The sequence below is a fragment of the Pseudarthrobacter sp. SSS035 genome (genome assembly GCF_023273875.1).
GTDB lineage: Bacteria > Actinomycetota > Actinomycetes > Actinomycetales > Micrococcaceae > Arthrobacter.
Window position 1 is genome coordinate 3336352 of the sequence record NZ_CP096882.1, and the last position, 12095, is coordinate 3348446.

The 12095-nt window shown below is 63.5% G+C and carries 14 protein-coding genes; 13 read left to right on the forward strand and 1 reads right to left on the reverse strand.

Annotated elements, in window-relative coordinates:
• The first annotated feature begins 55 nt into the window (after positions 1–55).
• Together MUN23_RS15420 and MUN23_RS23490 are read left to right on the forward strand one after the other, a co-directional pair.
• Positions 56–4336, forward strand: a complete 4281-nt coding sequence (locus MUN23_RS15420) for a hypothetical protein (RefSeq protein WP_248759574.1) — start codon at positions 56–58, stop codon at positions 4334–4336.
• Positions 4337–4366: 30 nt separating this feature from the next.
• A complete protein-coding gene (locus MUN23_RS23490) occupies positions 4367–4492 on the forward strand; it encodes a hypothetical protein (RefSeq protein WP_256468624.1) in 126 nt (41 codons plus the stop codon).
• A gap of 42 nt (positions 4493–4534) precedes the next feature.
• Here MUN23_RS23490 and MUN23_RS15425 read toward each other — a convergent pair whose 3' ends face one another.
• Positions 4535–5986, reverse strand: a complete 1452-nt coding sequence (locus tag MUN23_RS15425) for a GH1 family beta-glucosidase (protein WP_248759575.1) — start codon at positions 5984–5986, stop codon at positions 4535–4537.
• Between the two features lie 434 nt (positions 5987–6420).
• On the opposite strand from MUN23_RS15425, the gene rpsJ reads away from it, so the two are divergent.
• The 11 genes from rpsJ to rpsQ are packed head-to-tail and all read left to right on the forward strand — an operon-like array spanning position 6421 to position 11791.
• A complete protein-coding gene (rpsJ, locus tag MUN23_RS15430) occupies positions 6421–6729 on the forward strand; it encodes a 30S ribosomal protein S10 (RefSeq protein ID WP_038464699.1) in 309 nt (102 codons plus the stop codon).
• A gap of 17 nt (positions 6730–6746) precedes the next feature.
• Positions 6747–7397, forward strand: a complete 651-nt coding sequence (gene rplC, locus MUN23_RS15435) for a 50S ribosomal protein L3 (RefSeq protein WP_056344391.1) — start codon at positions 6747–6749, stop codon at positions 7395–7397.
• 4 nt (positions 7398–7401) lie between these two features.
• Positions 7402–8025 (forward strand): 50S ribosomal protein L4, encoded by a 624-nt coding sequence (rplD, locus tag MUN23_RS15440; protein WP_056344389.1) that lies wholly within the window; start codon positions 7402–7404, stop codon positions 8023–8025.
• A complete protein-coding gene (rplW, locus tag MUN23_RS15445) occupies positions 8022–8327 on the forward strand; it encodes a 50S ribosomal protein L23 (RefSeq protein ID WP_018773664.1) in 306 nt (101 codons plus the stop codon). Before rplD ends, rplW begins: the two co-directional genes overlap by 4 nt.
• 29 nt (positions 8328–8356) lie before the next feature.
• A complete protein-coding gene (gene rplB / locus MUN23_RS15450; protein WP_056344386.1) occupies positions 8357–9196 on the forward strand; it encodes a 50S ribosomal protein L2 in 840 nt (279 codons plus the stop codon).
• A 12-nt stretch (positions 9197–9208) separates the two neighbouring features.
• Positions 9209–9490, forward strand: a complete 282-nt coding sequence (rpsS, locus tag MUN23_RS15455) for a 30S ribosomal protein S19 (protein WP_056344384.1) — start codon at positions 9209–9211, stop codon at positions 9488–9490.
• Positions 9491–9528: 38 nt separating this feature from the next.
• On the forward strand, positions 9529–9894 hold the full coding sequence (rplV, locus tag MUN23_RS15460; protein ID WP_056344381.1) for a 50S ribosomal protein L22: 366 nt from the start codon (positions 9529–9531) through the stop codon (positions 9892–9894).
• Positions 9895–10737: a 30S ribosomal protein S3 gene (gene rpsC, locus MUN23_RS15465; RefSeq protein WP_056344378.1), complete on the forward strand. Its 843-nt coding sequence runs from the start codon at positions 9895–9897 to the stop codon at positions 10735–10737. It begins immediately after the preceding gene.
• The gene (gene rplP / locus MUN23_RS15470; RefSeq protein WP_056344375.1) at positions 10738–11154 is read left to right on the forward strand and encodes a 50S ribosomal protein L16; all 417 of its coding nucleotides are present in this window, start codon (positions 10738–10740) and stop codon (positions 11152–11154) included.
• Between the two features lie 2 nt (positions 11155–11156).
• Positions 11157–11486 (forward strand): 50S ribosomal protein L29, encoded by a 330-nt coding sequence (rpmC, locus tag MUN23_RS15475; RefSeq protein WP_058931719.1) that lies wholly within the window; start codon positions 11157–11159, stop codon positions 11484–11486.
• Positions 11483–11791, forward strand: coding sequence for a 30S ribosomal protein S17 (gene rpsQ, locus MUN23_RS15480; protein ID WP_056344371.1), 309 nt, complete (start codon positions 11483–11485; stop codon positions 11789–11791). Before rpmC ends, rpsQ begins: the two co-directional genes overlap by 4 nt.
• Positions 11792–12095: the final 304 nt, after the last annotated feature.

Sequence of the window (12095 nt, forward strand, 5' to 3'; positions counted from 1 at the left end):
ATCCAATCAATGGAGTAATTGTGCAGGCAAGCCTGCCCTTTGGAAAGGGACCGCCGTGAGGGACGAATCATATGAAGCGGGGTACCGCGCCGGTCACCTTCAGGGGTGGCTTGACGCCGTGGCCAAGCTCCAGGCTTCAGGGCAGCCGAGTCCGGGGGCCACACAATCGCCAAGTTCTGCTGACGCCGACTCACGGCTGGGGGAGGGCCCGCCCCTGGGGCAGCGTACGACGGCGGCAGCCAGCAGTGTGCCCACGCCGGCCACGCCAGTGCCCGCCGACGTCAGCATCTCCCTGGTGCCGGCGTCGCCTTCGGCGCCCTTATCGCCGCCGTCGCCCACCACGTCGGTGCCACCGAGGATTCCGCCGCAGTCTCCGGCCGCCTCGTTCCAGACATATCCGGAGACACCGGCTGAGCGCCAGGCCCGCCGTGAAAAGCGGGACCGGCAGAACATCAACATCACGCTGTACGTGGCCAGCCTGCTGCTGGTGGCTGCCGCAGCACTCTTCATCGGCACCAGCCTTCCGCCCATGTTGCGCTTTGCCGGCGTCTGCGCAGTCACGGCGCTTTTCTATGGCGCTGGATTTGTACTGCACGCCCGGGTCCCGCGGCTGAACCCTGCTGCCGTGGCGTTCACCGGCACCGGGCTTGCCCTGGTTCCTGTGACCGGGCTGGCACTGTACAACTTCGCATTGCATCACGGCCCGTCTGCCTGGCTGATCACGTCGCTGATCGGTACCGCGGCTTATGCTGCGGCGGCGGTCCGGCTGGAGAGCAGGGTTCTCGTGTACCTTTCCTTCACGTTTGTGACTTCCACAGCGTTCTCGGGCGTTTCCATCCTGGGTGGCGCGCTCGTCTGGTATTTCGCTGCGCTCATAGCCGTCGCCGTGCTGCTAACTGGCGTTGCCCTTGCCCGGCCGCGTTGGCTGCCGCCGGTGTATGTCAGGCCGCTGATGGTCCTGCACCCTTTGGTGGTTCCGGCCGTTGCCGTCGCCGCGACCTGCGTTCCGTTGCACTTGGACAAAGCTGAGTACGCGCTGGTCATCGGGATGTGCGGAGTCTATTTTGCCCTTATGGCCGCTGTTCCGGGGCGGTTCCGGCTGATCAACTTCTATGCGGCACGGGCGGCCCTGACTGTAGCTGCCGCCGTCGAGATCTGGCACCTGACCGGCCGGGGGAACAATGCCCTGCTCGCCGCCGGCGTACTGTTCGCCGCCCAGGCAGCGGGGCTGGCGTTCCTGTCGGCCAGGCTGACGGGCTGGTTTCCCCAGCAGCAGGCAGGCTCGTCCACCGCCGGCAACAGCCCAAACGCCGCTGGAGAACGCTGGCAGGTTGATGCCCGGGCGACGTTTGCTCTGCAACTCGCTGCCACCACGGCGTTCAGCGTTCAGGCGACCGCTGTCGGCTTCTTCCGCGCTATGGACGGCTACGGTTCTGTCGCAGCGGGTACCACGGTGCCGCTCTGGGTGCCGGTGGCATTATCGTTGGCCACGGGCATGGTGCTGGCACCCAAGGGGGCCGGCCGGGCCGAATGGGCGCCAGTGGCCGCACTGGTCTTGGCCGGCACAGTTTCGCCTTCGATGGGCGCGTGGCCGCTCGCCGGAATGCTGCTCGCCGCGGCCGGCTTCTGGGCGATCCGTGGGGTTTTCGCGGCAGGTGATTTCCGCGGCCGGTTGGTTCTGGGGTCCCGGTTGGGACTCACCTGTGCGGTCCCCGTAACTGTCGCGGCCGTGATGGATGACAGCCCCGGGCGGGCCGAGGCGTCCGTGTTCGCGCTGTTGCTGGCACTCGTGTGCCAGCAACTCCTGACAGCGCTCCTGGAACGAGCGGGCGTGCGGACGTTGGCGCCCGAGGCAACCTTGGGCGTCTTCGGTGCCGGGGGTGCACTGGTTCTGGTCGGGATGCCGTTCATTGAGACCTCGCCGGACCACGGCCTGACAGCCGTCTGCGTGACCATCCAGCTTGCTGCAGCTTTTGTCATCGGAGCCCTGGTGGTTCCACGGCCGGCTTCGGAACCGGACTGGGTTGCAACGGTGTGGGAGGCCTTGCCGCTGGGTATGTCCGTGGTCGCCGCGACGGTCGCGTTCCAAGCCGTTTCACAAGGCGCCGGGAACGCGGCGTTGTTGTTGGTGGTGGCATATCTGCTCATCACTGGGGTTCGTCTGCCCCTGCGCCAACACCGCTGGGCCTACTGGTGGTTCGCCAGGGCGGCAGCCACCGTACTTGTCCTGACAGCTTTTCACCAGCTGCAGCGGGACGGCGGCCCGGTGGTCATCGCGGACGAAGTGGTCCACCCGGCAACGCTCCTGGTGACCGTGCTGGCACTCCAGCTGTGCTTTCCGCTGGTTGCTGCGGGGCGCCGTCGTGCTCCCCGCGGGATACTTGCTGACGCGGGCGCAGTGCTCCTTCTCCAGTTGGCCGGCATTGCCAGCCTCTTGCAGTCAGGTTCCGCAGACTGGCAGGAAACCGCTGCAGGACTCGTGGCCCTAGGCGCGGCGGCCTCGGGGTACTTCCTTCGCAGAGTGGCGGGTGCAGTCTGGTTGGCCCCGTTTGCATTTGTTGTGCTGCTGGTCTTCAGCGATGGCGACCTACTTCGGGTGGAACTGATCCTGGGTATCTTCGCGGTCTACTCCACGCTGATGGTGGTGGCCGAGCGACAGCGGGCCAGGAAAGGCTGGTACTTTGTGGCGGCCCGCGTGCTGACGGCAGGCCTCGCGGTGGTCCTCAGCTACGACATCACCGCGTCGCCCACTGTGGTTTCGGTGACCTTTGCCCTGGTGCTCGCAGCCCAGCATGCCGTCCGCTGGGTGTTGCGCTCACGGCTGGCTGACATCCCCTTCCAGCAGGCTGCAGTCTGGATCACCCTGGCCGGGCAAGCATTGCTGCCGCTGGTCTACGTGACGAGGCCGGGCGGCGTCGGGCTGCTGGCGCAGGACGCCGACGGCGGCCGCTGGGTGGTGTTGCTGGAACTACTGTTGCTGCTGGTCTCTGCTTTGGTGGCCAGGATACTCTTCAGTGCCAACGGAGCCCGCTACTTCGCTGTGTTTGCTGCGCTGTTCGGCGTGCTCGCCCTGGGCCCGCTGTTCACGTTCGGCGGGACGTTCCTTGTGACCGCGGTCCTGAGCCACACCGGCACTGCCGTGACTCTGCTGGGTGGTGCGCTGCTCGCAACCGCTGCCGGCATCCTGCGGCACCGGCAGAACGCGGGCCGGCAGAACGGGCTCACTCAGAACGGGCACGAGCAGAATGCTCACCGACAGACCGCTGGCAACGCGGACGTCGAGCACTGGCTCTGGCTGGTTACCGCCGGCTCGTTTGCCGGTGTTGGGCTGCTGATCTCGGCGTTGGCGGCCGACTGGGTGACGGGAGCGGCGGTCCTGGTCCTGTCAGCCGTGTGCTTTACCGCGTCGCATATCGACGAGCTGCCGGTCCTGTATCCGCCGGCAGCCGTGGCCGCGCTCGGCGGGTCCGTGGCCTTGGCGGCGGAGGCGTATCAGGATGTCCCCGGCGTCTGGGACGGATTCCTGCCATGGCTGACCGGCGCGGGCGTGGCTTCGGCCGCCCTTTATGCCGTGCGGCTCATGCGCAGCGGCACGTTGCAGGCCGAGCCGGTGCGTCGTTGGTCGCTTGCCGGTGCGGCGTTCCTCGGCCTCGTGCTGGTGGTCTTCGTCGGAATCCGGCACGATGCAACGTCCTGGACGGCGGCCGCCGTGCTGGCCGCCGCAGTTGGGGTGTCCTACAGGGAGGCGCCCGCAAGGGCGCGACGGATCGCCCTCGAAGTGGGTGCGTTGCTCCTGACCGTAGCCATCCAGCGTGCTGCCATCTTCGAACTGGACGCGCCTGAAGGTCGCACAGGCCGGCTACTGACCGACCTTCCCAGTCCCTTCTGGGTTGTCCAGTGGTACGTGGTCCTGGCCGCTGTCCTCGGTGGCTTGCGCTACTTCGCCGGCAACCAAGCTGCCGGCCGGTTCCTGGTGGGCGCGGCCTCTGCGTTGCTCTCGCTGAGCGGCCTGGGCATAGTGCTCGGCGCGAACGCTGGGCAGCAGCTATGGGTCCTGGTGCTCCTCGCCCTGCTGCTCATGGCCGGCCTTGGACTGGGGGAACGGCTCTTCGTCTGGTGGGGCGCGGCAGGGGTGGCCGTCTGCATTCTGTGGGCCATGCGGCAGTACACGTTCCTGCTGTTGGCGTTCATCGCTGTGGGGCTGATCGTCTTTGCCGTCTGGCGGCTGAACCGTGGAACGGCCGGTCAGGCGCCGGAGGCAGGACCAGAGGTGTCCCCGGGTCCTGAGTCCAGCCCGCAGTCCCGCGACGGCAGGGAACCGTCACGCCGGCACTGATACTGTTGCAGACAGCGAGAGGAGTACATCATGGAATGGCTGATTTTTCTGATCATCGTGGTCGCCGTGGTCGCCGGAGTTTTCTGGGCCAAGAAGCATTTCCGCACCGAGATTGACCGCGCCAAACGCATCAACCGGGCAAACAAGGACAAGTAGCAAGGCCACTGGGCCTCGGCCGGCAGGAGTGTTCGCCGGTGTTCAGCCGGGCTGGCCTTCGCCCGCCAGTGATTTCCGGGCCTGACTGAGCGCCCGGTACCAGTAGAACGATTCCTTGGGTGTGCGCTCCAGGGTGTCGAAATCCACGTGCACCAGGCCGAACCGCTGTGAGTACCCCGCTGCCCATTCAAAGTTGTCCATCAGCGTCCAGACGTAGTAGCCGCGGAGGTCCACGTCGTGGGCGATTCCGCCCGGTGCCGTCGCCTCCAGCGCGTGCCGCAGGTGGTCCGCGATGTAATTGATCCGCCCCAGGTCCTGGATGGGGCCGCTCACATGGTCGGGCTCCGGGAAGCTGGCGCCGCTTTCGGTGATGTACAGCGGGGGCAGGTCCCCTTTATAGCGGTCCTTTAGTTCGCGCAGCAGGATGCCAAGGTGCTCCGGTGCTACCGGCCAGCCGAAACCCGTGGTGCCGTATTCGGGGAACGGCTCCTGATGGAACGGCACCCGCACCATCGCCTCGGCAGGACCGGTGGGGCTTTCGGCCGGACCCCGTCCGGCCGCCACCTTCGTGGGGTAGTAATAGTTCACGCCGTAGAAGTCCAGGGGCTGGTGGATGGTGCGGAGGTCGGCGTCGGGGATTCTGCCGAACGACCGGAACCAGGGCTTGGCGATGAGCGGCGGACGGGGGTATCGGCCCAGGAGGACCGGATCGGCATAGATGCGGTTGAGCATCAGGTCGAAAACCAGCGCGATGTATTTGTCCGTGATTTTTCGCGTGGCCGGCCGGACGGGGGAGTGGAGGTTGGTCACTCCGATTCCGCCGCGGACGCCTGCTGCGCGCAGCGCCTGGACGGCCATGCCATGGGCAAGCAGCTGATTGTGGACAGCAGGAAAGGCATCAAAGAGTAGGTCCCGTCCGGGGGCATGGACGCCCAGCGCATAGCCGTTGAGGACTACCGAGGCTGGTTCGTTGAGGGTTACCCACTGGTCTACGCGATCACCGAAACGCCGGCCGGCCTCGCCTGCGTACTCAGCAAAGCGTTCGGCGGTGGCCCTGTTCATCCAGCCGCCACGGTGCTCCAAGGGCAGTGGCGTATCCCAGTGGTAGAGGGTGGCCATGGGGGAGATGCCTGCTTCGAGCAGCTGGTCGATCAGGCGGTCGTAGAAGTCCAGTCCCTGTTTGTTGAACGCGCCGCGGCCGTCCGGCTGGATCCGCGGCCAGGAGATGGAAAAGCGGTAGGAATCCACGCCGAGGTCCCGCATTAGAGCCACATCTTCGGGCGAGCGGTTGTAGTGGTCGCAGGCCACTGCTGGGGAGTGTCCATCGATGATGGCGCCGGGTTTCTCCGCGAAGGCGTCCCAGCCGGAGGGACCCCGTCCGTCAGCGGCGAGCGAGCCTTCGATCTGGAAGGCGGCCGCGGCAACACCGAGTGTGAACGAGCTGGGCAGTTGGTCGGCCAGATCCTGGACGGAAACGTCATTTTCGACGGTCATTCCCCCATCATCCATTCGGATGTTGCCGAAGGCAATGACCCCAGGTCGCGCAGGGCCCGAATGCGCACTGGGCCGGACGGGGAGGCGTCAGCCTGCAGATTCGCTTCTGGGCATAATATCCGGCATACTAGATGAGTTGTTCAAGCGCTTCTTCGTGTCCCGATCCGGATAATGCCGGGTGTCAGGGTCCAAGTGGAAGCCCAAACATAACCCACTCCCCATGGAACTGCGGATTTGTATGCGTGCTAAGCGCGACACGCCCGACCGCGGGGGTCGGTTACGTCGGCAGGTTGAGGAACCCGGATTCATCCGGATTCAGCTTGTGCGGCGGGTGGTAGTTCAGACTTCAAATGCTTCGGCAGCCACATGCAACACGAAAGTGAACAGAGCAGCCCTCACCGGGAGCAGCACTAACTGAAAGAGAGTCAGGCGACATGGCGGGACAAAAAATCCGCATCCGGCTGAAGTCATATGACCACGAGGTCATTGACGTTTCAGCACGGAAGATCGTTGAGACGGTCACGCGCGCAGGCGCCACGGTAGTTGGCCCCGTGCCGCTGCCGACGGAGAAGAACATTTACTGTGTTATCCGCTCTCCGCACAAGTACAAGGACAGCCGCGAGCACTTTGAAATGCGCACGCACAAGCGTCTTATCGACATCATCGATCCCACGCCGAAGGCTGTTGATTCGCTTATGCGTCTCGACCTGCCGGCCGACGTGAACATCGAAATCAAGCTGTAGGGAGGTGCTGAGAGACTATGACCGCAACCCGTAACGTAAAGGGCCTGCTGGGCACGAAGCTCGGCATGACCCAGGTCTGGGACGAGAACAACAAGCTCATCCCCGTCACTGTGGTCCAGGCAGATTCGAACGTCATCACGCAGCTGCGCAACGCAGACACTGATGGCTACGTAGCTGTTCAGATCGGCTACGGCCAGATCGATCCCCGCAAGGTCACCAAGCCGCTGGCTGGTCACTTTGAAAAGGCAGGCGTCACGCCTCGCCGCCACGTCGTCGAACTGCGCACTGCAGATGCTGACACTTACGAGCTGGGCCAGGAGCTTTCAGTTGAGCTCTTCGAAGCCGGCCAGAAGATCGACGTTATTGGCACCACCAAGGGTAAGGGCTTCGCCGGTGTTATGAAGCGTCACGGCTTCCACGGTGCTCCCGCCTCACACGGTGCTCACAAGAACCACCGTAAGCCCGGTTCAATCGGTGGCGCATCCACCCCGAGCCGCGTCTTCAAGGGCATGAAAATGGCCGGCCGCATGGGCGCCGTTCGTCACACCACGCTGAACCTCACGGTTCACGCAGTTGACGTCGAGAAGTCGCTGCTCCTCATCAAGGGTGCCGTTCCCGGCGCCCGCGGCCAGGTCGTACTCGTACGCACCGCCGTGAAGGGAGCCTAGTTCAATGACTAGCACTGTCAAGGTTGACCTGCCTGCAGAGATCTTCGACGTTCAGACCAACGTGCCGCTGCTGCACCAGGTCGTCGTAGCCCAGCTCGCTGCTGCTCGCCAGGGTACCCACAAAACCAAGACCCGCGCCGAGGTTTCCGGTGCAGGTCGCAAGCCGTTCAAGCAGAAGGGCACCGGCCGCGCCCGTCAGGGTTCAATCCGTGCTCCTCACATGACCGGTGGTGGCGTAGTCCACGGTCCCACACCGCGTGACTACAGCCAGCGCACCCCCAAGAAGATGATTGCTGCTGCACTGCGCGGCGCACTCTCTGACCGGGCACGCAACGGACGCATCCACGTTGTTGCTGAACTGGTGGAGGGCACCAAGCCGTCCGTCAAGAACGCACTGGCAACGCTGCGCGGAGTTTCCGAGCGCAAGAACCTGCTGGTTGTCATCGAGCGCGCCAACGATGTTGCAGCACTTTCCGTGCGCAACCTCGCCGGTGTTCACGTTCTGTACGCAGACCAGCTGAACACCTACGACGTACTCGTCTCTGACGACGTTGTCTTCACCAAGGCTGCCTACGAAGCATTCGTTGCTGACCGGGCAGTAGCAAAGAACGAGGAGGATGCCAAGTGAGTGCAGCCACCATCAAAGACCCGCGCGACGTCGTGCTTGCACCCGTCGTTTCGGAAAAAAGCTACGGCCTGATCGATGAGGGCAAGTACACCTTCCTGGTGGACCCCCGCTCGAACAAGACCGAGATCAAGCTGGCCGTGGAGAAGATTTTCTCCGTCAAGGTCGAATCGATCAACACCATCAACCGTGCCGGTAAGCGCAAGCGCACCAAATTCGGATGGGGTACCCGCAAGAACACCAAGCGTGCAATTGTGAGCCTCAAAGAAGGCACCATCGACATCTTCGGCGGTCCGCTCTCGTAGCGGAGACCACTTTAACGAGGAAATAAATTATGGGAATCCGTAAATACAAGCCGACTACCCCGGGCCGTCGTGGCTCGAGCGTAGCGGACTTCACCGAAATCACGCGGTCGACGCCGGAAAAGTCGTTGGTACGTCCGCTGCCCAAAAAGGGCGGCCGTAACAACTCCGGTAAGATCACGACCCGTCACAAGGGTGGTGGCCACAAGCGCCAGTACCGTCTGATCGACTTCCGTCGCCACGACAAAGACGGCGTCAACGCCCGCGTTGCCGAAATCGAGTACGATCCGAACCGTACGGCTCGCATCGCCCTCCTGCACTACGTTGATGGCACCAAGCGTTACATCATCGCCCCGAACAAGCTCTCCCAGGGTGACGTCGTTGAGGCAGGTTCCGGTGCTGACATCAAGCCCGGTAACAACCTGCCGCTGCTCAACATCCCGGTTGGTACCGTAATCCACGCAGTTGAACTGCGTCCGGGTGGCGGCGCCAAGATGGGCCGCTCCGCCGGCGCATCGATCCAGCTTGTAGCCAAGGAAGGCCGCTTCGCCCAGCTGCGTCTGCCTTCCGGCGAAATCCGCAACGTTGACGTGCGCTGCCGCGCAACCGTCGGCGAGGTCGGCAACGCCGAGCAGTCGAACATCAACTGGGGTAAGGCCGGCCGCATGCGCTGGAAGGGCGTTCGCCCGACCGTCCGTGGTGTCGCGATGAACCCGGTTGACCACCCGCACGGTGGTGGCGAGGGTAAGACGTCCGGTGGACGTCACCCCGTCAACCCGAACGGTAAGCGGGAAGGCCGCACCCGGCGTCCCAACAAAGAGAGCGACAAGCTTATTGTTCGTCGCCGTCGTACTGGCAAGAACAAGCGATAGGAGCCTGGACACATGCCACGCAGCCTGAAAAAAGGTCCTTTCGTTGACCAGCACCTCTTTGTAAAGGTGGACAGGGAAAACGAAAAGGGCACCAAGAACGTCATCAAGACCTGGTCCCGCCGTTCGATGATCATCCCCAACATGCTTGGGCACACGATCGCCGTACACGACGGACGCAAGCACATTCCGGTGTTTGTCACTGAGTCGATGGTCGGGCACAAGCTCGGCGAATTCGCTCCCACGCGGACATTCCGCGGCCATGTCAAGGACGACCGTAAGGGCAAGCGCCGCTAGGCGCCTGCACTTACGTCAAAGACGAGAGAAGGAAAGCAATGGAAGCCAAGGCAATTGCGCGTCACATCCGCGTAACGCCTATGAAGGCCCGGCGCGTCGTCAACCTTGTTCGTGGTAAGCAAGCGAATGAGGCTCTGGCAATTCTGAAGTTTGCCCCCCAGGCAGCTTCGGAGCCGGTATTCAAGGTAGTACAGTCGGCAATCGCAAACGCCCGGTCCCTCGCGGACCGCGACGGTGTTTCGTTTGACGAAAGCGACCTCATCATCAGCGAAATGTTCGTTGATGAAGGCCCGACCATGAAGCGGTTCCAGCCGCGTGCTCAGGGTCGTGCATTTCAGATCAAGAAGCGCACCAGCCACATCACTGTGGTAGTCGCTACACCTGAGAAAGAGGAGGCTCGCTAAGTGGGACAGAAAGTTAACCCGCACGGGTTCCGACTCGGCATCACCACCGATCACGTATCGCACTGGTTCGCTGACAGCACCAAGCCCGGACAGCGGTACAAGGACTTCGTTCGCGAAGACATCCGTATCCGCCAGCTCATGTCAGTCGGCATGGAGCGCGCCGGTATCGCCAAGGTTGAGATCGAGCGCACCCGTGACCGTGTCCGCGTGGATATCCACACGGCACGTCCCGGTATCGTTATCGGCCGCCGCGGCGCTGAAGCAGACCGCATCCGCGGCGAGCTTGAGAAGCTGACGGGCAAGCAGGTCCAGCTGAACATACTTGAGGTCAAGAACCCCGAGATGGAAGCACAGCTTGTTGCCCAGGGCGTTGCTGAGCAGCTGACTTCCCGCGTGGCTTTCCGCCGTGCGATGAAGAAGGCCATGCAGTCCGCCCAGCGTGCAGGTGCCAAGGGCATCCGTATCGCCTGCTCCGGTCGACTGGGTGGCGCAGAAATGTCCCGCTCGGAGTTCTACCGCGAAGGCCGTGTGCCCCTGCACACCCTCCGCGCGAACATCGACTACGGCTTCTACGAGGCCAAGACCACCTTCGGCCGCATCGGCGTGAAGGTCTGGATCTACAAGGGTGACGTCACCGCCAAGGAACTGGCTCAGCAGGCAGCTGCTGCTCCGTCCCGTGGCCGCGGTCCCAGCGACCGTCCGGGCCGCCCGGGTGGCGCCGGCGGCGCGGACCGTGGTGACCGCCGCCGTCGTACCGACCGTCCGGCAGCAGAGGCAGCTCCGGCTGCCGAGGCTCCGGCAGTTGAGGCTGCACCTGCTGCAGTAGAAGGAGGACAGGCTTAAATGCTTATCCCACGTCGAGTCAAGCACCGTAAGCAGCACCACCCGGGTCGTTCCGGCGCTGCTACGGGCGGCACCAAGGTCTCCTTCGGTGAGTGGGGTATCCAGGCTCTGAGCCCGGCATACGTCACCAACCGTCAGATCGAGTCTGCCCGTATCGCGATGACCCGCCACATCAAGCGTGGCGGCAAGGTCTGGATCAACATCTATCCGGACCGTCCGATCACCAAGAAGCCTGCCGAAACCCGCATGGGTTCCGGTAAGGGTTCACCGGAATGGTGGGTCTCAAACGTCAAGCCGGGCCGGGTTCTCTTTGAGATCTCCGGCGTCGAGGAATCGGTAGCTCGCGAGGCCCTGCGCCTGGCAATCCACAAGCTCCCGTTGAAGGCACGCATTTTGCGTCGCGAAGGTGGTGAATAGAAATGGCAGTAGGATCCAAGGAACTTGCATCCGCACAGCTGGACACGTTCGACAACGAGCGCCTCGTTGAAGAACTCCGGAAGGCTAAGGAAGAGCTGTTCAACCTGCGTTTCCAGTCCGCCACCGGTCAGCTGGAGAACCACGGTCGTCTGCGCGCGGTAAAGAAGGACATCGCACGCATCTACACCGTTCTCCGTGAGCGCGAGCTGGGCATTCGTGCCGAGGTTGCCGCACCGGTTGTGGAAGCCAAGGAAGAGAAGAAGTCCAAGAAGGCTGCAACCAAGAAGGCCGAAACGGCTGAAACGGTTGAGGCCGAGGAGGATGCCAAGTGAGTGAAAAGGACGAGAACGTGACGGAAACTGTTTCCGCAGCAGCTACGGCTGGCGAACGCGGTGACCGTAAGACGAAGCGTGGCTACGTAGTCTCGGACAAGATGGAAAAGACCATCGTTGTCCAGGTAGAAGACCGCGTAAAGCACGCTTTGTACGGCAAAGTCATCCGCCGCAACACGAAGATCAAGGCTCACGACGAAGAGAACAGCGCCGGCATCGGCGACCTCGTTCTCCTCGCCGAGACCCGCCCGCTGTCCGCTACCAAGCGGTGGCGTCTGGTCGAGATCCTCGAAAAGGCCAAGTAACACCCCGCAGCCTGCTTGCAGGTACTGCACTGGAAACCCCCGTTCCCTTTTGGGAGCGGGGGTTTTCCGCATTTCCCGGTGGGTGGGCTCGCTGGGTGTGTCACGCGGAGCAGGTTTTTGGGGGACGGCCGACGGCGGAACGCCGGATTTCCGGGGGAGTGGCACCGCCGGTGGGCCTACAGCGTGCCGGGCGTGACGCCGTCGTGCGTTGCCGGCTCTGGAGGGCAGCGGTTGTGCTGTGGCTGCCGCCGTGTGATATGGGAGATGGCCCCAACTGTGCTAGGATATTGAGTTTGTATGGCGC